This is a genomic window from Prosthecobacter sp. GW821-HT29F12 (genome assembly GCF_058803405.1).
In genome coordinates this window covers 2,844,956-2,865,425 of the sequence record NZ_CM179517.1, presented here as the reverse complement: position 1 = coordinate 2,865,425, position 20,470 = coordinate 2,844,956, and the positions used below count along the sequence as shown (strand labels likewise).

18 protein-coding genes are annotated in these 20,470 nt (G+C 60.9%); 8 read left to right on the top strand and 10 right to left on the bottom strand.

What is annotated here, in order from left to right:
• Positions 1-10: 10 nt before the first annotated feature.
• From AC3RLQ_RS11790 to AC3RLQ_RS11775, 4 genes are all read left to right on the top strand, one after another.
• A complete protein-coding gene (locus AC3RLQ_RS11790; RefSeq protein ID WP_493037269.1) occupies positions 11-1,507 on the top strand; it encodes an NUDIX domain-containing protein in 1,497 nt (498 codons plus the stop codon).
• 96 nt (positions 1,508-1,603) lie between these two features.
• Positions 1,604-1,858 (top strand): hypothetical protein, encoded by a 255-nt coding sequence (locus AC3RLQ_RS11785; RefSeq protein ID WP_493037267.1) that lies wholly within the window; start codon positions 1,604-1,606, stop codon positions 1,856-1,858.
• Between the two features lie 208 nt (positions 1,859-2,066).
• Positions 2,067-2,378 carry a hypothetical protein gene (locus AC3RLQ_RS11780; RefSeq protein WP_493037265.1) on the top strand — a complete coding sequence of 104 codons (312 nt, stop codon included), beginning with the start codon at positions 2,067-2,069 and terminating at the stop codon, positions 2,376-2,378.
• A gap of 46 nt (positions 2,379-2,424) precedes the next feature.
• On the top strand, positions 2,425-3,369 hold the full coding sequence (locus AC3RLQ_RS11775) for a peptidylprolyl isomerase (protein ID WP_493037263.1): 945 nt from the start codon (positions 2,425-2,427) through the stop codon (positions 3,367-3,369).
• Positions 3,370-3,739: 370 nt separating this feature from the next.
• Here AC3RLQ_RS11775 and AC3RLQ_RS11770 read toward each other — a convergent pair whose 3' ends face one another.
• The gene (locus tag AC3RLQ_RS11770) at positions 3,740-5,269 is read right to left on the bottom strand and encodes a PQQ-binding-like beta-propeller repeat protein (protein WP_493037261.1); all 1,530 of its coding nucleotides are present in this window, start codon (positions 5,267-5,269) and stop codon (positions 3,740-3,742) included.
• A 101-nt stretch (positions 5,270-5,370) separates the two neighbouring features.
• Here AC3RLQ_RS11770 and AC3RLQ_RS11765 point away from each other — a divergent pair, with 101 nt between their 5' ends.
• Positions 5,371-6,369 carry a hypothetical protein gene (locus tag AC3RLQ_RS11765; protein WP_493037259.1) on the top strand — a complete coding sequence of 333 codons (999 nt, stop codon included), beginning with the start codon at positions 5,371-5,373 and terminating at the stop codon, positions 6,367-6,369.
• Positions 6,370-6,454: 85 nt separating this feature from the next.
• Here AC3RLQ_RS11765 and AC3RLQ_RS11760 read toward each other — a convergent pair whose 3' ends face one another.
• From AC3RLQ_RS11760 to AC3RLQ_RS11735, 6 genes are all read right to left on the bottom strand, one after another.
• Entirely contained in the window at positions 6,455-7,231 is a 777-nt protein-coding gene (locus tag AC3RLQ_RS11760; RefSeq protein ID WP_493037257.1) for a transporter substrate-binding domain-containing protein, read from the bottom strand.
• 8 nt (positions 7,232-7,239) lie between these two features.
• Complete coding sequence (locus tag AC3RLQ_RS11755) at positions 7,240-9,192, bottom strand: NAD(+) synthase (protein WP_493037255.1); 1,953 nt, start codon at positions 9,190-9,192, stop codon at positions 7,240-7,242.
• 214 nt (positions 9,193-9,406) lie between these two features.
• Positions 9,407-9,823 (bottom strand): thiol-disulfide oxidoreductase DCC family protein, encoded by a 417-nt coding sequence (locus AC3RLQ_RS11750; protein WP_493037253.1) that lies wholly within the window; start codon positions 9,821-9,823, stop codon positions 9,407-9,409.
• 2 nt (positions 9,824-9,825) lie between these two features.
• Positions 9,826-10,500: a DUF1361 domain-containing protein gene (locus tag AC3RLQ_RS11745; RefSeq protein ID WP_493037251.1), complete on the bottom strand. Its 675-nt coding sequence runs from the start codon at positions 10,498-10,500 to the stop codon at positions 9,826-9,828.
• 84 nt (positions 10,501-10,584) lie between these two features.
• Positions 10,585-11,658 (bottom strand): dual-specificity RNA methyltransferase RlmN, encoded by a 1,074-nt coding sequence (gene rlmN / locus AC3RLQ_RS11740; protein WP_493037249.1) that lies wholly within the window; start codon positions 11,656-11,658, stop codon positions 10,585-10,587.
• Entirely contained in the window at positions 11,658-12,275 is a 618-nt protein-coding gene (locus AC3RLQ_RS11735; protein ID WP_493037247.1) for an MBL fold metallo-hydrolase, read from the bottom strand. Before AC3RLQ_RS11735 ends, rlmN begins: the two co-directional genes overlap by 1 nt.
• Before the next feature lie 107 nt (positions 12,276-12,382).
• On the opposite strand from AC3RLQ_RS11735, the gene AC3RLQ_RS11730 reads away from it, so the two are divergent.
• The 3 genes from AC3RLQ_RS11730 (at position 12,383) to AC3RLQ_RS11720 (ending at position 16,926) form a co-directional block, all read left to right on the top strand.
• On the top strand, positions 12,383-14,755 hold the full coding sequence (locus AC3RLQ_RS11730; protein WP_493037245.1) for a carboxy terminal-processing peptidase: 2,373 nt from the start codon (positions 12,383-12,385) through the stop codon (positions 14,753-14,755).
• A gap of 54 nt (positions 14,756-14,809) precedes the next feature.
• Positions 14,810-15,286 carry a MogA/MoaB family molybdenum cofactor biosynthesis protein gene (locus AC3RLQ_RS11725; RefSeq protein ID WP_493037243.1) on the top strand — a complete coding sequence of 159 codons (477 nt, stop codon included), beginning with the start codon at positions 14,810-14,812 and terminating at the stop codon, positions 15,284-15,286.
• 260 nt (positions 15,287-15,546) lie between these two features.
• On the top strand, positions 15,547-16,926 hold the full coding sequence (locus tag AC3RLQ_RS11720) for a Gfo/Idh/MocA family protein (RefSeq protein ID WP_493037241.1): 1,380 nt from the start codon (positions 15,547-15,549) through the stop codon (positions 16,924-16,926).
• Between the two features lie 159 nt (positions 16,927-17,085).
• On the opposite strand, the gene AC3RLQ_RS11715 is transcribed toward AC3RLQ_RS11720, so the two are convergent.
• The 3 genes from AC3RLQ_RS11715 to AC3RLQ_RS11705 are packed head-to-tail and all read right to left on the bottom strand — an operon-like array spanning position 17,086 to position 20,470.
• Positions 17,086-18,489 carry a DUF1501 domain-containing protein gene (locus tag AC3RLQ_RS11715; RefSeq protein ID WP_493037239.1) on the bottom strand — a complete coding sequence of 468 codons (1,404 nt, stop codon included), beginning with the start codon at positions 18,487-18,489 and terminating at the stop codon, positions 17,086-17,088.
• The gene (locus AC3RLQ_RS11710; RefSeq protein ID WP_493037237.1) at positions 18,489-19,907 is read right to left on the bottom strand and encodes a DUF1501 domain-containing protein; all 1,419 of its coding nucleotides are present in this window, start codon (positions 19,905-19,907) and stop codon (positions 18,489-18,491) included. Before AC3RLQ_RS11710 ends, AC3RLQ_RS11715 begins: the two co-directional genes overlap by 1 nt.
• Positions 19,904-20,470 (bottom strand): hypothetical protein, encoded by a 567-nt coding sequence (locus AC3RLQ_RS11705; RefSeq protein WP_422320968.1) that lies wholly within the window; start codon positions 20,468-20,470, stop codon positions 19,904-19,906. Before AC3RLQ_RS11705 ends, AC3RLQ_RS11710 begins: the two co-directional genes overlap by 4 nt.

The window sequence follows — 20,470 nt, the reverse complement described above, 5'->3', positions numbered from 1 at the left end:
CGGGCGGCACATGATTCGGAATCTCTTGTTCGACTGGTCCGGGACGCTGGTGGATGACCTGCCCGGCGTGGTGGGTGCTGTGAATGGCATGCTGCGTGCCGCCGGTGCCGCGGAAATGACGCGGGAGGAGTTCAAGGGGCGCTTTCGCCTGCCGTACACCGAGTTTTTCGCGGAGGTGCTGCCCGGCCTGGCGGTGGAGCGCCTGCAGGAGCTCTACCTGGAGCATTTTACCCATGCGCATGCGGACATCGAGATCCTGCCTCATGCGCGGGAGTTCATCCAGTTCGCGGCCGCCACGGGCCGGCGCCTAGTGGTGCTGAGCAGTGCGCCGCTGCCGCATGTGATGGCCCAGGCGGAGGCGCTGGGCGTGCGGGAAGCCTTTGAAGTCATGCGCTGCGGTGTCATCGACAAACGCACGGAAATCCACACGCTGTTGGCGGAACTGGACATGGCGGCTGCTGAGACCGCCTTCATCGGCGACATGCGGCATGACATTGAGGCGGGCCACGCTGCGGGGGTGGTGACCATCGCCACGTGCACGGGGTATGAGAGCGCCGAGACGCTCATGACCGCCGCGCCGGACATGCTGGTGCCGGATCTCTCACGGCTGCCCGCCCTGCTGGGGGCTCTGACGGGGGGAGATGGCGCCTACCCGGTGTCCACGGTGGGCGCTCTCATTTTGAATTCGAAAGGGGAGATGCTGCTCATCCGCACGCACAAATGGAGCCACCGCTGGGGCATCCCGGGGGGCAAGATCAAACGCGGTGAGTCATGCGAGGAGGCGCTGGTGCGCGAGATCCTGGAGGAAACGGCGCTCACGTTACAAGGCATTGAATTCGTCATGGTGCAGGACTGCATCGAGCCCGTGGAGTTTCAGCGTTCCGCGCACTTCCTGCTGCTGAACTACATCGCCCGCTGTGCAGAGGCGGAGCCGCAGGTGGTGCTGAACGAGGAGGCGCAGGCCTTTCAATGGCTGCCGCTGGCCGAGGCCCTGCAGATGGACCTGAACATTCCCACCCGCATCCTGCTGGATGAGTGCCTGCGCAAGGGGCTGTTGGGTGGAGCGACGAAGGAAGTGCCCAAGACTCCGACACCTGCGGGGACTTCCGCATTGTCAGATCCCAAGCCCCGGCTAAAAACTCCCCACCTCATGCTTCCCCCTGACGAAATCCGCATTGCCGCCCTGCGACTGACCACGCACATCGGTGTTCCCGAAGTGGAGCGGGCTGAGGCGCAGGTGCTGGTGGCGGACGTGACCCTGCGCATCCGCAGGCGGTTCGAAGCGATGAACGATGAAATCACTTCCACGATCGACTACGCCGCCGTCGCCGCACGACTGCAGGCCCTGGCGGCGGAGCGGCCACGAAGGTTGATCGAAACCCTCGCTGCGGAGATGGCTGCCTGCGTGCTGGAGGAGTTTCAGGCGATTGGGGTGACCCTGGAATTGCGCAAACGCATCCTGCCCGACACCGATCATGTGGCCGTGCGTCTGGTGCGTGGCGAGTGAACGAAATGGCGGGGACGGCGTCCAAGACTCCCGATCTCGCCGGTCAGGGCCAGCCTGCCTGTGCACGTGCTCTAAAGCATTCCATCCTGCCAACTCATGAAATCTCTGCGCCTCCTCGTTGCCGCTCTGCTTGCCACCACGCTGCTTAGCTCCTGTAGTTTTGAGCATGCTGATTCACGTCAGCCCACGGTTTCCCAGCAGGATGCCAATGATGTGAGCTGGGGCCTGGCACCACGCAAAGCACGGGGGAACCCGAAGATGCGCTACCAATACAATGCCCGTGCCGAGCAGTCCGCCGCGACCCTGAGCGTGGATCCGGCGGCAACTGCGGCATCGGCCGACAGGGGCTAGTCACGGAGAACATGGAAATCATTGCGGCCACGAAGGCTGTGAGCGGACCGCGCCAACACATCTGCACGGCATGGATCTGTGGGGGCGGGAGATGTGCGCCTGGAGACTGAACGAAAGGTAGGGGGGCTGCGTCTAAGACTTCGATCTTGCCAGCTAGAGACAGCCCGCCTAGTATCGGATCTCGTTAAGAATTCAATTTTGCCAAACAATGACATCTCTGCGCTTCATCTTTGCCGCTCTGCTTGCCTCCACTTTCCTCGTCTCTTGCGGTTCCTTTGAGCATATCGACTCCCGCCATCCCACGGTGGCGCAGCAGGATGCCTTCGATGTGAGCTGGGGGCTGCCTCCCCGCAAATCGCGTGGCAACCCGAAGATGCGCTACCAAGCCCGGGCCGAACAGCCCGCCGCGCCCATGAGTCTTGAGCCTGCAGCACCTGCACCTGCACCGGCACTGCCCCCCGCGCCTGCGCCAAGCCGCGCCGCACCTGCCAGCCCTGCGGTTCCTTCCACTCTTCGCTAGTCGCGGCATGGCAATTGCTTTTTCCTGTTTCAAATCCGCACGACACGTGAAGACCCCGCTTCTGACCTTCCTCCTGGCCTTTGGTTGCCACGCCGCATTGACCGCCCAGCAGATCAAGGCCCCCGAATCCCTCCGGTCCAACACGATCCCCGTGGTGCCGGCCCCGGCCAAGACTCCCTCCACCGAGGAGATCGACAAGCTGGCTGAGGAAGCCCAGAAGGCGCTCTTCAAGTCTGTGGACAAGTCTGGCGGCGCAGCCACCGCCCCCCCCGGCAAAACGGACGTCACCCAGTACACTCCTTACGCAACCACCACCCCAACGCGTCTTCCTGCCCAGAAGCTGGAAGACCCTGCGCTGTGGGCCAAAGATTCGGTGCGGAAGATCGCCGTCATGGAAGTGTCTTTCGGCGGCACACGTGAAACGGTCATGATCGAGCTGTTTCCAAACGACGCGCCGCAGACGGTGAACAATTTCATCGACCACTGCGACAGTGGCATCTACAACGGCCTGGCATTCCACCGTGCCATCGAAGGCTTCCTGGTGCAGACCGGTGATCCGCTGACTTCAGATGAGTCCGCACGTGCCAAATGGGGCACGGGTGGCGAGGACAAAACGATTCCTGCCGAGATCAAACGGCCGCACCGTGTCGGAGCCGTGGCGATGGCCCGTCGCTCTGACAAGGTCAATCCTGAGCGCCGTTCGAATGGCTCGCAGTTCTACGTGACCCTGGGCAATTACGGCGTGCTGGAAGGCAAATACACCGTCTTTGGCCAGGTGGTGTCCGGCTTGGAGACCCTCAAGCGCATCTCCCTCATGCCGGTGGATGCCAACGACTGCCCGGTGGCCCGAATTGAGATCAAATCCATGAAGGTCATCACGCAAAAGGGCCCCATGCAGGTGCCGGCCATCGCTTCGGGTGAAGGCACTCGCTACGTCAAGCCGGATGCGGCGCGCGGCATGGTGAGCCGTTTCTTCCACCGCGTGTGGTGAGAGCTGGGTGGTGTTTTTGATGTGCAGGGGGCGGGCTGCCTGTTTGGAACGTCTCGATGTGAGGAGCGGGAACTGCTCTGCCTGCGGATAGCGGTGGCTGTTCTTCGTGCCTACGAGGGACTATGGCTTTTTAGATTATGCTATGTCTTCGATGGCTCAAAACAGTGTGCGGAGACAAAGGTAATCACCTCACCCCAGCCCTCTCCCCGAAGCAAAAATTCGCTGTCGTCCTTTGTCAGGGGCGGGGAGAGGGAGAACCCGCTTTGGCTACGCTGGATGATATGAAGAAAGGGCTGTTTCTCGCTGCGCGACCGCAGTTCAAAACAGCTCGCATTCCGACGGCAGCGTTCTGACGAATCAAGCTCCCGTTCTACTTCGCAGGCAGCTCAAAGCAGACCGCTTCACGGTCGTTGCGCAGCAGCAGCCAGCGGCCTGCCAGGGTCGGTGGGTTCCAGGTCTTGGCGTTCAGGGCCTCCAGGCGTGACACTTCCTCCAGCTTGGCAGGGTTGGCTTTGACCAGGGCGATGAAGCCCTTCTCCGCCTGCACGAGCATGAGGCTCTCACCCAGGCGAATCTGCTGGCCGAAGCCGTAGCGCCCCTCGCGCCAGCCGCGCTCACCGGTGGACAGATCCACGCAGCAGAAGGTGCCTTCATCCAGCGCGTAGGCATGGGTGCCGAACACGCTGGCGCTGCTGAACTTCGTGCGCGGCGCGCTGGCGGCCCAGATGGATGACACGGTGAGCTTGCCATCGGCTGCGGGCTTGATCTCAAGCAGGTTGCTCTTCAGGCCGTAGCTGGTGGTGACCAGGATGCGCTCCGGCGTCACCTGCACGGGCTGGCAGACTTTGGGAAAAAAGCCCGGCCAGTCAAACTTCCACAGCACCGCGCCGCTGGCGGGATCATGCCCGGTCACGGAGTTGCTGTTTACGCTGGCGATCTGCTCGCGTCCGGCCAGCGTCATCAGCACCGGGGAGCTGTAGCTGCCGCCGTCATCTCCGGCCTTCCATGCCAATTGTCCGTCCTTGCTTTTGTAAGCAATGAGCGTGGCACCGTTGTCGCCGCCGCTGCAGACGATGGTGTCTCCGACGATCAAGGGCGCGGCACTCTTGCCCCACTCCGGGTTTTTGGTGGTGCCACCGTCCTTCAGGACGTCTTGGCTCCAGCGGACTTTCCCGGTGGTGAGGTCCAGACAGTTGAGCAAGCCCTTGGAGCCCATGGTGAAGACCGAGTTTTGCGCCGCATCCACGGTGGGGGTGGAGCGCGGGCCAATGCCGCCCATCGGCTCATCGAAACGTGTCTTGTCGGCATGCGCCCAGAGCAGCTTGCCGGTGGCGAGGTCATAGCAGGTCACGTATTCTTCTTCCCCCCGCTGCTCCTGCGTCAGGGCGCGGCCGCCTGCCACGGAAAAGCCCGCCCAGCCGTCTCCCACCTTGATGCGCCAGACTTCGCGCGGCGGGTGCGCTTTCCAATCGGTCTGCCAGTCCGGCTCAGGCAGTATGCCATCGCCTTTGGCACCAAGGAAGCGCGGCATGTCCGCCACGCCCGCGGGTGTGGCTGAGGGAACCGCCGCAGCGTCTGCACCGCTGTGAAGTTCCGGCAGCACCTCCGCCTTCTGCCAGCGCCAGGCGAGACTCGGAAAAGCAGAGCCGTCGGCAGAGCCATCGTAGCGAATCAGATACTTAAACGCGGCGATGACGGCCATGACTCCCAGGATGAACACACCCAGCCGCTTCAGCCGCACTCCGCGCAGATGCAGCGCCCACCACAGGCCGAAGAGGATCAGCCACAGAGGGATGAGAATCATGAGGCCGCCTGAACGAAAGACGTGATCCGTGGCCCAGAGCCAGGCCAGCAGTCCGCCAAAGAGGAGGGTGAGAAAAAGAGGGAATTTAGGAATCATGGGAGTGAGAGTCGCGTCATTCTACGTCTGGCGCAGGTCATTGGAAATGGCTGGCGTTATTTGGCGTATGTCTCATCCTTCGCCAGTTCCAACCCACTCTCATGAAACAGTTTCTCCTCTCTTTGCTTGCCGCTTCCAGCCTGATGGCCGCAGATCACGTCGTCTATGAACCCGCCGGTGCGGCGAAAGGAAAGCACATCGTGCTCCTTTCCGGCGACGAGGAATACCGCAGTGAGGAGTCCATGCCCATGCTCGGCAAGATCCTCAGCCAGCGCCACGGTTTCAAATGCACGGTGCTCTTCAGCCTTGGCGAGGACGGCACGATCGTCCCCACCAACGGCGCCAGCCTGAGTCATCCTGAGGCGCTGGATTCCGCTGATGCCATTGTCATGCTGTTGCGTTTCCGCCACTGGGATGAGGCCACCAGCAAGAAGTTCGAAGCTGCCGTGAACCGTGGCGTGCCGATCATCGCCCTGCGCACCAGCACCCATGCCTTCAGCGGCTATGCCAAGGACAGCCCCTTTGCCGCGTGGAACTGGAACAATGCCACGGGCGGCTGGGGCAAAAAATTCCTCGGCGAGACCTGGGTGAGTCACTGGGGCAAGCACAAGTTTGAAGCCACCAAGGGCATCATCGAAGCCGCGAACGCGAACCACCCGGTGCTGCGCGGTGTGAGCGATCTTTTTGGCAACACCGACGTCTATGAAGCCGCCCCGCCTGCCGATGCCGTCATTCTCGCCCGTGGTCAGATCCTGCAGGGCATGACCGCCGACACGCCACCGGCCAGCTACAAGAAGGCCACCGCCGCCAAGGTGGAGCAGGACGTGAACTCGCCCATGATGCCCGTGGCCTGGCTGCGCGTGGTGAAGAACGATGCAGGCACGGAAAACAAAATTCTCGCCACCACCATGGGCGCCGCTACCGACCTCACCAACGAAGGACTGCGCCGCCTCGTCGTGAACGGCGTCTTCTGGGGTCTTGGACAGGAAGTGCCGGAGAAGGCGGATGTGAGCATCGTCGGTGACTACCAGCCCACGATGTATGGCTTCGGTGGATTTAAAAAGGGACTGAAGCCGGAGGGCTTTGAGCTGGCGAAGTAGGTGGGCAAAGTACTCGCGAGCTTTAGCTCGCTTTGGAAACCTCGCACAATCTCCAGAGTGAGCTAAAGCTCATGAGTACTCTTTTTCATTTCAGCTCAAACACAAACGGCAGGCCCTGCGCGTTCATCATGGCTTTTTCCTTGGCCATGAAGCGCTCGGCGAGTTTGGCAAAGCTGCCGTCGCTGCGCATGCGGGCGAGGACTGCGTTGACCTTGGTCTTCAGTTCTTCATTGCCCTTCTTCAGACCCACGGCCCAGACTTCCTCACGCAGCGGAGAGAGCAATGCGCGCGTGGTTTCAGGGTGCTTGGCGTGATGGTTCATGATGGAGAGCTGATCGTAGATCCACGCATCGACGCTCGCGTTCACCACTTCCATCACGCAGGACACATCCGCATCGAGGGCGATGATTTTGGCGTCCTTGAGATTTTCCCGCGCCCAGGTCTCACCGGTGGTGCCGAGGCGGACGACGATCTTGCGGCCCGGGGTTTTCAGATCGGCGGCGCTTTGCACTGTGGAACCCTTGGCGACAAGAATCGCCAGGCCTGTCTTCACATACGGCTCGGAGAAATCGATGGACTGGCGTCGCTCCGGCGTGGCGGTCATGGATGAAAGCACGAGGTCGACGGAGCCGGTGCGCAGCGCGGTGATGAGGCCGTCGAAGTTGATGTTGCGAAACTCCACCTCCTTGCCCAAGGCCTTGCCGATCTCGCGCCCCACCTCGATGTCCACGCCGCTGATCTGGCCTGATGAATCGACGAACTCAAAAGGCGGATAGGTGGCGTCTGTGGCGATGATGAGCTTGTTGCTGCGCGTGCAGGCGCACAGGGTGAGAAGCAGGCTGAAGGCGAAGTAGCGAAGCATGGGATCAATCAGGAGTTTAAATCACCGGCATAATCGCTCGGCATGCGCCAGTCGCCACGCGGAGAGAGGGCCACGGAGCCGACCTTGGGGCCGTCCGGAACGCTGGAGCGTTTGAACTGGTTTTGCGCGAAACGTTTGAAGAAGATCGCGAGCCATTTGGCGATGGTTCCGTCATCGTATTTGCCCGCAAAGGCCTGGGCTGCCAGCCAGCGGATTTTTTCCGCGTTGCTGCCATGCCGAACGAAGTGAAACAGGAAGAAGTCATGCAGCTCATACGGCCCGACGGTGTCCTCGGTCTTCTGCTGCAGCGATTCATCCTCCGCGAGCGGCAGCAGCTCGGGGGAGATCGGTGTGTCGGCGACGTCGAGCAGGATGGCGCCTGCTTTCTCGGCAAAGGGGCCGGCGGCGCACCACTCGATGAGGTAACGAACCAGCGTCTTCGGCACGCCTGAGTTCACGTGATACATGGACATGTGGTCGCCATTGAAGGTGCACCAGCCCAGTGCGGCTTCGGAGAGATCTCCCGTGCCGACGACGATGCCGCCGGTCTTGTTGGCGAGGTCCATGAGGATTTGAGTGCGCTCGCGGGCCTGCGAGTTCTCGTAAGTCGCGTCGTGCTGGGTGGCCGAATGACCGATGTCGGCGAAGTGCTGATGCACGGCGTCGTTGATCGAAATGGTGCGCAGTTCGATGTTCAGCGCCTCGGCGAGTTGCTCGGCATTGCCCTTCGTTCGAGTGGTGGTGCCAAAGCCGGGCATCGTGACCGTCAGTGCGGCAGTCGTCGGCATGCCCGCGCGTTTCAGCGCTTCCAGCATGACCAGCAGCGCGAGTGTGGAATCGAGTCCGCCTGAGAGTCCGAGCACGGCGGTTTTGGCGCGTACTTGTTTCAACCGGCGGGCGAGGCCTGTGGCCTGAATGGCGAAAATTTCCTCGCACACTGCTGCACGATCAACCTTGGCCGAGGGCACGAAGGGATGCGCCGAGATGGGACGAAGAAGTCTGTCATCGCCACCAAGGGCTGCGCCGAGACTGAACGTCACGCGGCGGAAGCCGATGCTGCCGGCTTCATCGCGGAAGGCGGAACTCTTAAGGCGGTCGTGCGCCAGATGCTGCAGATCGACATCCGTGACAATGGCGCGCGTCTCGAAGGAGAAGCGTTCTGTTTCTCCGAGGAGAACACCGTTTTCAGCCACGATGCCGTGACCCGAATAGACAACGTCCGTGGTCGATTCACCTGCGCCTGCTCCGGCATAGACATACGCCGCCAGACAGCGTGCCGCCTGCTGCGCCACGAGGTGACGGCGGTAGGGGGCCTTGCCGAGAACTTCGGTGCTGGCGGAGGGATTGGCCAGCAGCGTGGCTCCGGCGAGCGCCAGAGGGCCCGAGGGTGGACTCACCGTCCACAAGTCCTCGCAGATTTCGATGCCGAGGACGAAGCCCGGCACATCCAGCACCTCAAACAGCAGTTTCGTGCCGATGGCCACTTCCTCGTCATTCAAGCGCAGCGTGGAAACATTCAGCGTGTGCGCAGGTGAGAACCAGCGGCGCTCGTAGAACTCGGACGAATTGGGCAGGAAGGTCTTGGGAACGAGTCCGAGGAGTCGGCCTTTGGCCAGCACTGCGGTCATGTTGTAAAGGCGGTCCTGCACGCGGAGTGGCAGGCCCACGACCAGTACGCAGGGCAGATCCAGCGTGGCGTGAACCAGTTCGGCGAGGCCCTTCACGCTCGCATCCAGCAGGGCGTTGGTGTGAAACAGATCCGCGCAGGAGTAGCCGGTGAGGCTCAGCTCAGGAAAGACGGAGAGACGGCAGCCGCGCTGCGCCAGCGTGCGTGCTTCGCGGGCGATGATCGCGACGTTCTTCGCCACATCTCCCAGCACCAGTTCCGGGGACACGGCGGCGACACGCACAAAGCCAAGACGTTCGCGGGTGGTGATCGGGGTAGGGGATGCTTGCGGCATGGGGGAACCTAGCACGGAGGGTTTGGGGTGTGCGAGGAGTAAGTACGACGGACACTCTTGTCTGTCGGTGCCCAGCGCTTCGCTGAAATCCATCGGTTGCAAGTTGCCCTGACGTGTCGCTCCAGCAGGCTGACGCTTTCGTCGATAGATTTCGATTGGGTGCAGGCCTGGGGGATTGCAGAGCGCTGGGCGACAGGCAAGAGTGCCTGTCGTACTACACCAGCATGCGCGCCTTCAGCTCTGGTGTGGGCATCATGCAGGACTCGTCTTTGCCGAACCAGCGGTAGCGGTGGCGGGCGATGAAGTAGTAGGCGGCATCGCGCAGGGCACGTGGCAGGAGTTTGAAAATGAGCGCGACCTTCCACAGGCCGCCGAGAGTGCGGGCGATTTCGAGGGCGGCGTCGCTGGCTTTGAAGGCACCGCGCGGGGTGAGGAAAAGCATGGCATTGGGCGCAGCGGGATCGAGGCCGTGCTGGGTGTAGAGTTGGCTGCCGAGGGGGCTTTGGATTGGGGCAAACTTGATTTTGCCATGAGGATCGCGCTTCAAGATGAACTGGACGCTGGCATCGCAGAGATGGCAGATGCCATCAAAGAGCAGGAGGTGGTCGCGGCTGGGATCGTAGTGGGGCACGGCTAGTCGAGCTTACGACTGTCTGCGGTCGTTGGCACTGAGGAAAACCAAAAGAGGTAGGAGAGGATAAGCAGGGTGCCGAAGCCGAGAGTGAAGCCCCAGGTGCGGGTGTGGGCCATGGGATGAAGAATGTAGGCGGCGATGCGGCTGAGCAGTGAGACGGGGCGGTGAACGAGGTCCCAGCTGTTCCAGCGGTCAAAGCGGCCCAGGTAAACGCCGAAGCCGCTCAGGCCAAGCGATCCCACGGTGACGCACCAGGCGGTGGCGTGGGAAAACTTCCGCGCAAACCAATGCTGGACGATGTGCAGGGACTGAAAACCGAACCAGAGCGCGACGAAGGCAAAGGAGAGCAGCATGAGGAGATCGAGCCACTTGGGGACATGGGCGTTGTGCTCATTGAGATGCATCAGGTCGGTGAGGACGTAGGGCGCATTGGGAAAGAACAGCAGCCAAACCGCGAGCAGCGGCACTGCCAGCACGAGGCGATTGATCTGGCGCAGGCCAAGGCTGAGGCCGAGCGGGATGGCGGCCAGAAAGAGATTCCACAGCATGAAAGCGTAGTAGCTATGTCCAGCAAGGTGCATGCGCACGTTCAGCAGAATGCAGCACCACAGGCAGGCGAGGAGGTTCAGCAGAAAGACGCGGTTGGACATGGCTGGCACAACGATACGCTTCATTGCGCAATCACGGCAAGTGGCGTGCGATTTATGAAGACGAATTCACGTGGGGTTCACGGGAAGTTCATGGAGCGCACCCCATTCTCAAACTGCTGCCTTACGCCGGTTCTTCTCCGCCTTGAGCTGGCCGCAGCCTGCGGCGACATCGATGCCACGACGCTGGCGGATGGTGCAGGGGAATCCGGCTTCCTGAAGAATGCGGTGGAAGGTGTCGGCTGAGCTGTCGCTGCTTTCGCTGCCGGCGTAGCCGTCGGTGTGATTGAGGGGGATGAGATTGATGTGGGCGTCCAGGCCGTGGAGCAGCTCGGCGATGCGGCGTGCGTGCTCAGGCGTGTCGTTGACTCCTTCGATCAAGGTCCAGGCGAAGAAGATGCGGCGGCCGGTCTGGGCATTGTAGCTGCGGCAGGCGGCGATGAGATCTGCCAGTGGCCAGCGCTGGTTGGCGGGGATCAGCTTGGCACGCTCCTCCTCGGTGGCGGCGTGCAGGCTGACGGCGAGATTGTAGGGCCGGTTTTCCGCCGCCATGCGCAGGATGCCGGGCACCACGCCCACGGTGGACACGCTGATCTTGCTGGGGCCGATGTTCAGGCCACGGGTGTCGCAGATGATGTCGAGGGCGGTCATCACGGCATCGTAGTTGTGCAGGGGCTCGCCCATGCCCATGAAGACGAGGTTGCGCAGGCCTTTCTTCTCTCCTTTGGCGCGCACGGCGCGCTGCGCATGCAGCACTTGGGCCACGATCTCGCCGGGGCGCAGATGGCGAACGAAACCCATCTGGCCGGTGGCGCAGAAGACGCAGCCCATGGCGCAGCCTGCCTGGGTGCTGACGCAGGCGGTGTGGCGGCCGGGGTAGCCCATGATGACGGTCTCGATCTCCTGCGCATCGGCCATGCGAAGGAGGAATTTGTGCGTCAAGCCATCGCTGCTGGGAGTGTCCAAAGTGGCGGGGGGCACGTCGAGCGTCCACGAGCCGTCGTTGAGCACCTGAGTGAGCCATTTGCGCAGGGGCGGGAGGAGATCCTCACGGGAGAGGGGATTCGCCATCGCCTTGAAGTGGAGGGTGTTCCAAAGCGTGCCTGCATGCGCCGGACGCAGACCTGCGGCCACGATCACCTCACGGAGCTGGTCAAAGGTCAGGTCATGGAATGATTGTGGCATCAGGTGAGGTAGGGGTTTTCGCGTTTCTCACGGCCGATGGTGGTGTCATCGCCATGGCCGGGGTAGACGCGGGTGGCATCTGGCAGGACGAAGAGCTTCTTAATGATGCCGCTGAGCAGAAGAGATCCGGAGCCATTGGGGAAATCGGTGCGACCGACGCTGTCCAGAAAGAGCACATCACCACCGAAAAGCAGGTTTTGGGAGGGGAGGTGGAAGCAGAGGCTGTCCGGAGAATGGCCGGGGACGTGGTAGAGATTCCAGGTCTCGTCGAGGACTTCGATCTGGCTTTGTCCTTCGAGGACTTCATCCACCGCAAATGGGGGGACTGAGAAGGAACTGCCCGTCACGGCGCCGTAGAGAATCTCCAGCGTCAGTTCGCGCGAATAAGGGGCAAAGGAGTAAACCTTGCAGCCGTGCTCCGCCTTCACAGCGGCGGCATCCAGCACGTGATCGAAGTGCTGATGCGTGAGGAAGAGGACATCCACCTTCACTTTTTGCTGCTTAAGCCATGCGCCTATTCCATCCGGTGCATCCACAAGAATGGTGCCGCCGGGCAGGGTGAGCAGATGGCCGTTCGTGGAGGCGATGCCGCCGGTGTAGGTGATGATTTCAGACATGGAGATGGCGAAAGACGGGAAAGAGGTGGACATTTCAACCCAGAAAAGGCAAAATCTGAACGCAAAACGCACCGCGAGGTTCGTTATAGATCTGGACGACCCCCACCATGACTCGCTTTTTACTCACCCCCGTCGCAGCTGCGGCTACTGCCCTCGCGCTCCTCATTCCCTCGGCGCAAGCGGAGACCAATTTTGGCCAGGTGGCCATGCATGTGGCCTACATGCTGCAAAACCACCACTACTCGAAGCAGGACTTCGACGACAAGGTGTCCGGCGAGATGCTTCACAACTACCTGAACATGCTCGACTTCAAGCACATCTTCTTCACCGAGCAGGATGTGGCGAGCTTCAAGGACAAGTATGAGACCACGCTGGATGACCATGTGCTGATGCGCAATATCAGCCCCGCCATCGAGATCTATGACATCTACAAGGAGCGCGTGAAGGAGCGCGTGGACTTCCTCAAGAAGGCGCTGGAGACCAACAAGTTCACCTTTGACTCGAAGCGGACCATTGAGATCAAGCGCGACAAGGCGCCATGGCCGAAGGACAAGGCCGCCCAGGACAAGCTGTGGCTCGACATCATCGAGGACAACCTGCTGGCCGAGCGCATCGCCGATGAAACGCGTGAGCGTGATGAAAAGAAAAAGGCGGAAAAGGCCGCCGCCAAGAAAGCCGCTACAACTGAGGCCAAGACCGAAGCTGCACCTGAGGCTGGCAAAGTGCCCCCTCCTGAGAAGCCTTCTCCAGATGCTCCCAAAGTTGCCGCCAAGAAGGACAAGGATGACAAGGACCTGACTCCCAAGGAGCGCGTGCTCAAGGATTACACCCGTCTACTTGAGAGCATCGACGAGAACGACACCAAGGACGTGGTGAACTTCTTCCTCTCCAGCCTGGCCACCGCCTATGACCCGCACACCGAGTACATGAGCACGGATGAGAGCGACAACTTCAAGATCCACATGCAGCACAAGCTCGTCGGCATCGGCGCGCTGCTGGGCCAGAAGGATGACGGCGCAGAGATTCAGGGCATCGTCGTCGGTGGTCCGGCTGACAAGCAGGGCCAGCTCAAGCTGAACGACCGCATCATCGCCGTCGCCCAGGGTGATGACGAATTCGTCGACGTGAAGTACCTCAAACTGCAGAAGATCGTCGACATGATCCGCGGTGAGAAGAACACCACCGTCCGCATCAAGATCGTCCCCGCTGATGATCCCTCCGGCAACCGCATCATCGCCATCGTGCGTGATGAAGTGCCGCTGAAGGAGAAACTCGCCAATGCCGAGCTCCTCGTCACGCCTCCGGATCTCGGCAAGACCCTCAAGGTCGGCTGGATCAACCTTTCCAATTTCTATGCGGACATGGAAAACAACACGGTCAGCACCAGTGTGGACGTGGAGCGCCTGCTGCGCCGTCTGATGAAGGAAAAGATCGACGGCCTTGTGCTCGACCTGCGCGACAACGGCGGCGGTTCCTTGGACGAAGCCATCAAGCTCACCGGTCTCTTCATTCCTGCCGGCCCTGTAGTGCAGGCCAAGGACTGGCGCGGCAGCATCACCTGGCGCGACTGCGAAAACGAAAAGCCCGTCTATGACGGCCCCATGATCGTCCTCATCAACAAGGCCAGCGCTTCTGCCTCCGAGATTTTGGCGGCGGCTTTGCAGGACTACCGTCGTGCGCTCATCGTGGGGGACAAGTCCTCCTTCGGCAAGGGCACCGTGCAGACCATCCTCCCCGTGGAGCGTTACATGCCTTTCTTCAGCGACAAAAAAGGCGCTGGCGACCTCAAGGTGACGATCCAGAAGTTCTATCGCATCGCCGGTGGTTCCACCCAGCTCAAAGGTGTTGAATCCGACATCCCTCTGCCTTCGATCCGCGACGTGCTGGACATCGGCGAATCCTCCGCTGAAAACCCGCTGCCCTACGACACCATCCCGCCGCGCAAGTACCCCCTCTTCCGCAAGGATCCGTTCCCGATCGAAGAGATCAACGCACGTGTGAAGAGCCGTGTGGCCGCCAGCCCTGAGTTCCAAAACGTGGTCGAGGAGTCCACGCGTTTGAAGGAAAAAATCGACCGCAACACGGTTTCTCTGAATCTGCAGGAGCGTGAAAAGGAGCGTCTCGACACCGAGGCACGTCGTGACAAGCAGACCGATGAGCGTGCCAAGCGCACCAAGGAAGTGGCTGAGCGCATCAAAGACAACGGCTTCAAGACTTATCACCTCACGCTGGACAACGTGGACAAGCCTGACCTGGTGCCCGAGTCAGCCTTCAGCAAGGAAATGAACTCCGGCATGCGCACAGCCTCCAAGGATGACGACAGCGGCAATGACGAGGCCAAGTTCCCCTACGGCGTCGAGCCTGTGAAACTGGAAACCATCCACATCCTGCGTGACCTCCTTGAGCTTGATCACAAGCCCACCACGGCGGCCAAGGCTGAAGACAAGGCACAGGTCGGCACCAAGCCTCAGGCTCAGTAATGATCATCCTGTCGTCCGGGTTCTTTACCACATTCCACTGGCAGCACGCACCGCATGCAGGTTGGTATCATCACTGTCTCTGACCGTGCCAGTCAGGGTGTCTATGAGGATCTTGGTGGTCCGGCCCTGAGGCAGGCGGCGGAAGGTTACGGCTGGACGGTCGCTGCTGAAGCGATCGTCCCGGATGACCTTCTGCGCATACAGGAGGCGATTCGTTCCTTCTCAGCCCAGGGCTGCGCGCTCATCCTTACCACGGGCGGAACGGGCATCGCCGAACGTGATGTCACCCCCGAGGCCATTCGCGGAATCATGCGCGTGGAGATCCCCGGCTTTGGGGAGCTGATGCGCATGAAGTCCCTCGAACTGACCCCTAACGCCATCCTCTCCCGCAGCCTCGCGGCGGTGGTGGATCGCAGCCTCGTCATCGCGCTGCCCGGGAAACCGCAAGGGGCTGTCGATTGCCTCAGCTTTGTGCTTGGGGCTATTCCGCATACGGTGAAGCTGGCGCAGCGGGTGCCGACGAGTTGCTAAAGTACGACAGACACTCTTGTCTGTCGACCAGCGCACTCGCTAGGAAACATAGCGTGCAAGCCATCTGTCATGCCTTTCCAGCAGGCTGACGCATTCCTCGGACGCTTTGAACTCAGGTGCGCATCAGGGGGTAGAGGGAGCGCTGACCGACAGACAAGAGTGTCTGTCGTACCAAAGCTGTCTCGCGCCGACTCCGCATTTGCGGCTGGACTTGCAGGCGGAGTCTCGATTACAACTCTGTAGTCAGCCAATCCACTCCCATGAAACGCATACCTGTTTCCTCCCGCCGCCAGTTCCTCACGAAGTCTGCCGCTGCCATCGGCTTTCCCACCATCATTCCGGCCAGTGTCATTGGACAGAATGCACCTTCCAGCAAGATCACCATGGCTGTCTTCGGCTGGGGCATGATGGGCCCGAGCAACACTGCCAAATTCCTGCAGGAGCAGGACTGCCAGATCGTGGCCGCGTGTGACATCGACAAACGCAATCTGCAGAAGGCGCTGGACACCATCAACGGCGCTTACAAGAACCAGGACTGCAAGCCCTACCACGACTACCGCGAGGTCATGGCCCGCAAGGACATCGACACCGTGATGCTGGCACTGCCTGACAACTGGCATGCGCTCACCGCCATTGAAGCGGCAAAGAATGGCAAGGACATCTACGGTGAGAAGCCGCTGGCGCGCACCATCGCCGAGCAGCAGGCCATCGTGAAGGCGGTGCAGAAGCACGGGCGCATCTGGCAGACGGGCTCCTGGCAGCGCAGCGAGGACAATTTCCGCATCGGTGCTGAGATCGTGCGCAACGGCCTGATTGGAAAGCTGAAGGAAGTGCATGTGGGCCTTCCAAGCGGGCACAACGACTTTGCCGGCACCAAGGACAAACGCAGCGTCACGCCTCCGCCACCCGAACTCGATTACGAGATGTGGATCGGCCCTGCGACGATGCAGGACTACATCGAGTGCCGCATTCACAAAAACTGGCGCTGGGATTACAACATCGGCGGCGGTCAGTTGCTCGACTGGATCGGCCACCATTGTGACATCGCCCACTGGGGCATGGACATGGACCGCAGCGGTCCAAATGAAGTAAGCCCCATCCAGGTGGACATGCCGCCGCGCACCGACATCTGGAATACCGCAACGAAATACCGCGCCGAAGCCAAGTATGCTGGCGACATCACGATGACCATTGCGGGAGGACACGACGACATCAAGATGGGCACCAAGTGGATCGGACCAGACGGCTGGGTCTATGTGAATCGCGGCGGTGCGTATGACTGCTCAAACCCGGCGCTCAAACAGCTCGTCAAAAAGCGGAAGGACGAGAAGGATCCGAAGAGCGAGATCATCGAAGTGGCGAAGGCACCGAAGCTGGGTGACGACATCATCAAGACACGTCTCTACGAAACCAAGGGACACCATCGCAATTTCCTCGACTGCGTGAAGAGCCGCCAGCCTACGGTGACGCCCGTGGAAACCGCGCACCGCAGCGCGAGCCCGGGCCACCTTGCGCTCATTTCCTTCCTCACCAACCGTGCCATCAAATGGGATCCCGTGAAGGAAGAGATCATCGGCGATGCGGATGCCAGCAAGCTTCTTGGCCGTGAGTATCGCGGTCCTTGGAAGCTGGAGGTGTAGGCGAGTCTTTTCGTAGGTGGGGTGTGTTTGGCGCGCTGCGGTTATTATCGGCCACAGCTCACTTCGCCAAACCGCCCGACTTCGAGGACGCTCATTCGCCGGTGTGTTTGCGGAACGCTCACAGACGGGCGGGCTTTCGCCACGCCCGTCCTACTCCAACTACGCGATCACATCGCGCAGCACGTTGCCGTGCACATCGGTGAGGCGCAGGTCGCGGCCGCTGAAGCGGTAGGTGAGTTGTTCGTGATCGATGCCCATGAGGTGCAGCACGGTGGCCCACATGTCGTAGACGGTGCAGGCGTTTTCGATGGCGTGGTAGCCGAAGTCGTCCGTGGCACCGTAGATGTGGCCGGGTTTGACGCCGCCGCCGGCCATCCAGAGGGTGAAGCCGTAGGGATTGTGATCGCGGCCATCGGTGCCTTGCGCGAAGGGCGTTCGGCCAAATTCACCGGCCCAGATGACGAGGGTGCTGTCCAGCAGGCCGCGTGATTTGAGGTCTTTGACCAGCGCGGCGATGGGCTGGTCCACCTGATGCGCCATGTTGCCGTGGCCTTTTTTGATTTCTCCGTGCTGATCCCATGGATTCGCTGCCTGGCCGCCGCCGAGCTTTTGAGGCAGGCAGCTTAGCTCCACAAAGCGCACACCACGCTCCACCAGACGGCGCGCCAGCAGGCATTGCCGCGCATAGGCGGTGCGGGGTGAGTCGGGCCCGTCCATGCCGTAGAGTTGCTTCGTGGCTTCGGTCTCGCCGGAGATGTCGCACAGTTCCGGTACGGCGGACTGCATGCGCCAGGCCATCTCGTAGTTTGCAATGGCCGCGTCCACATGCACGTCATGTTGGGAGGTGCTGGCGAAGCGTTGGTCCATCGCGCCAATGAAATCGAGCTGCTTGCGCTGCATGTTGCGAGGCTGTCGAGAATGGATGTTTCGCACGGCTTCTTCCACATCCGCCTGAACGATGCTGGCCTGATGTTGCGCAGGGAGGAAGCCGTTGCTGAAGACACCCACGCCGCCATGCGGCACGGTGGCACCACCGCTTTGCAGCACGATGTAGCCGGGCAGATCTCGCGACTCGGTGCCGAGACCGTAGCTGGCCCATGCGCCTGCGCTCGGATAGCCAAGGAAGGGGAAGCCGCTGTGCATGAAGAAATTTCCCTGGGCATGCTCGCTGAACTTCGCCGTCATGCTGCGGATGACGCAGAGCTCATCGGCGACTGTGGCCATGTATGGAAAGAGCTCGCTCACCGGCATTCCGCTCTGGCCGCGCTGACGAAACTCCCAATGGGCGGGCTGCACGGTGCCGTTGTTGTTGAACTGCGTTTTCTTTACCTCCACCGGCATGGGCTGCCCTGCGTATTTTTCCAGCAGTGGCTTCGGATCGAAGGAATCAAGATGCGACACGCCACCGCTCATGTAGCAGAAGATCACGCTGCGTGCCTTGGGGGCAAAACGCTTCGCGCGATTCACCGGCGACTCCGCCTGCATCAGGCCTGCCAAGGCGGCCATGCCAAAGCCGGTGGAGGCATTGGCAAGAAGCTGGCGGCGTGAAAAGGGGGCATTCATCAGGCGATGATGTCTTTGAGTACATTTCCGTGTACGTCGGTGAGGCGCAGATCCCGGCCACTGAAGCGGTAGGTGAGCTGTTCGTGATCAATGCCCATCAAATGCAATACGGTGGCCCACATGTCATAGACGCTGGTGATGTTCTCGACGGCGTTGTAGCCGAAGTCGTCGGTGGCACCGTACACATGACCTCCTTTGACACCGCCGCCGGCCATCCAGACGGTGAAGCCGTAGGGGTTGTGGTCGCGGCCATTGGAACCCTGCGCGAAGGGCGTGCGGCCAAATTCACCGCCCCAGACGACGAGGGTGCTGTCGAGCAAACCGCGTGAGCGAAGATCTTTGATGAGTGCAGCGATGGGCTGGTCGATCTGATTCGCCATCTTGCCATGGCCTTCAACGATGGCGCTGTGGTGATCCCAGGGATTGGCGCCGTTGCCGCCACCGACGTTGTAAGCGAGGGTGCTGAGCTCGATGAAGCGTACGCCGCGTTCGACGAGACGGCGCGCGAGCAGGCACTGGCGCGCGTAGGCAGCTTTTTTGGGTTCGGGGTCATCGAGGCCATAGAGTTTTTTCGTTGCCTCGGTTTCGCCGCTGATGTCGCAGAGATCGGGCACAGCAGACTGCATGCGCCAGGCCATCTCGTAGTTGGAGATGGCGGCCTCCACGTGCATGTCGTGCTGCGTGGTGCTGACGAAGCGGCGGTCCATCGCGCCGATGAAATCGAGCTGCTTGCGCTGCATGTCCTGCGACTGGCGCGGGCGGATGTTGACGACGGCTTCGGCTTCATCCGCCTTCACAATGCTGGCCTGATGCTGCGCAGGCAGGAAGCCGTTGCTGAACAAGCCCACGCCACCATGCGGAGTGGAAGCGCCCCCGCTTTGCAGCACGATGTAGCCGGGAAGATCGCGTGACTCGGTGCCGAGGCCGTAGCTCGTCCATGCACCCGCGCTGGGGAACCCGAGGAAGGGAAAGCCGGTGTGCATGAAGAAGTTTCCCTGCGCATGCTCGCTGAACTTCGCCGTCATGCTGCGGATCATGCAGAGTTCATCCGCCACGCCGCCTACTTGAGGAAACAGATCGCTCACTTCCAGGCCCGACTGTCCACGACGTTTGAACTCCCAGTGCGAGGGCTGCACGGTGCCGTTGTTGTTGAACTGCGTCTTCTTCACTGCGCCAGGCATTGGCTGGCCGGCGAACTTTGTCAGCATCGGCTTGTGATCGAAGGAATCGACATGCGACACGCCGCCGCTCATGTAGAGAAAGATCACGCTGCGTGCCTTTGGTGCGAACTTCTTCGCGCGATGTACAAGCGGCATGTCTGCGATCGCCTGCTCCTGCATGAGACCTGCAAGAGCAGCCATGCCGAAGCCGGTGGAGGCGCGGGAGAGGAGCTGGCGGCGGGAAAGGGGGGAGTTCATTTTGTATCGGTTGGTTGAAGGCGCAGGCGGACTTCGGAAGTGATGTCTTTGTCTATCAAGCCCATCCCGAAAGATGTCACTTTATCCAAAGTGGATTGAGGTCGTTCGACGAAGTCAAATAGCGGTTGGCCAGCGATCTCCGAAGGCCAGATGGCTCGGCTGCCGAAATCAGTGCTGAATGTCAAATCACCGTACAAGGACTCTACTCCCCAGTATTTGGCTAGGTAATCACGCACTTTGTTGCACCCGGCACAGTAGTTGGATGCTTCCACCCAATTAAAATCTCTGGTCACGAACACCATGAACCAGTCATCAATCCAGGGTCCATTGTCAGTGGTGTATTCACCAAAAGCCACAATTTCGCTAATTGGAATCTGCCAGTTGCCGTAGTCTGGTGAGGCATAGATGAGCGTCGAGTCTTCGATGCTTAGTACGCCAGATTTTGGGTTGGGTGTGGTCTTCGGAATCGGCTTTCCAGCACGAGCGTCTTCCATCAGGCGATCAATATCCCTGAAGGTTGAGCGAAACAGCGTTCGCGAAAGAAGGTCCGTGAGAAAGCCCAT

What these genes read in the sequence shown, in the direction of transcription:
- AC3RLQ_RS11720 (WP_493037241.1), top strand. Translation starts at nt 15,547, where the DNA reads ATGAAACGCATACCTGTTTCCTCCCGCCGCCAGTTCCTCACGAAGTCT.
- AC3RLQ_RS11770 (WP_493037261.1), bottom strand. Translation starts at nt 5,269, where the DNA reads ATGATTCCTAAATTCCCTCTTTTTCTCACCCTCCTCTTTGGCGGACTG.
- AC3RLQ_RS11790 (WP_493037269.1), top strand. Translation starts at nt 11, where the DNA reads ATGATTCGGAATCTCTTGTTCGACTGGTCCGGGACGCTGGTGGATGAC.
- AC3RLQ_RS11755 (WP_493037255.1), bottom strand. Translation starts at nt 9,192, where the DNA reads ATGCCGCAAGCATCCCCTACCCCGATCACCACCCGCGAACGTCTTGGC.
- AC3RLQ_RS11765 (WP_493037259.1), top strand. Translation starts at nt 5,371, where the DNA reads ATGAAACAGTTTCTCCTCTCTTTGCTTGCCGCTTCCAGCCTGATGGCC.
- AC3RLQ_RS11705 (WP_422320968.1), bottom strand. Translation starts at nt 20,470, where the DNA reads ATGGGCTTTCTCACGGACCTTCTTTCGCGAACGCTGTTTCGCTCAACC.
- AC3RLQ_RS11760 (WP_493037257.1), bottom strand. Translation starts at nt 7,231, where the DNA reads ATGCTTCGCTACTTCGCCTTCAGCCTGCTTCTCACCCTGTGCGCCTGC.
- AC3RLQ_RS11725 (WP_493037243.1), top strand. Translation starts at nt 14,810, where the DNA reads ATGCAGGTTGGTATCATCACTGTCTCTGACCGTGCCAGTCAGGGTGTC.
- AC3RLQ_RS11715 (WP_493037239.1), bottom strand. Translation starts at nt 18,489, where the DNA reads ATGAATGCCCCCTTTTCACGCCGCCAGCTTCTTGCCAATGCCTCCACC.
- AC3RLQ_RS11745 (WP_493037251.1), bottom strand. Translation starts at nt 10,500, where the DNA reads ATGAAGCGTATCGTTGTGCCAGCCATGTCCAACCGCGTCTTTCTGCTG.
- AC3RLQ_RS11735 (WP_493037247.1), bottom strand. Translation starts at nt 12,275, where the DNA reads ATGTCTGAAATCATCACCTACACCGGCGGCATCGCCTCCACGAACGGC.
- rlmN (WP_493037249.1), bottom strand. Translation starts at nt 11,658, where the DNA reads ATGCCACAATCATTCCATGACCTGACCTTTGACCAGCTCCGTGAGGTG.
- AC3RLQ_RS11710 (WP_493037237.1), bottom strand. Translation starts at nt 19,907, where the DNA reads ATGAACTCCCCCCTTTCCCGCCGCCAGCTCCTCTCCCGCGCCTCCACC.
- AC3RLQ_RS11780 (WP_493037265.1), top strand. Translation starts at nt 2,067, where the DNA reads ATGACATCTCTGCGCTTCATCTTTGCCGCTCTGCTTGCCTCCACTTTC.
- AC3RLQ_RS11730 (WP_493037245.1), top strand. Translation starts at nt 12,383, where the DNA reads ATGACTCGCTTTTTACTCACCCCCGTCGCAGCTGCGGCTACTGCCCTC.
- AC3RLQ_RS11785 (WP_493037267.1), top strand. Translation starts at nt 1,604, where the DNA reads ATGAAATCTCTGCGCCTCCTCGTTGCCGCTCTGCTTGCCACCACGCTG.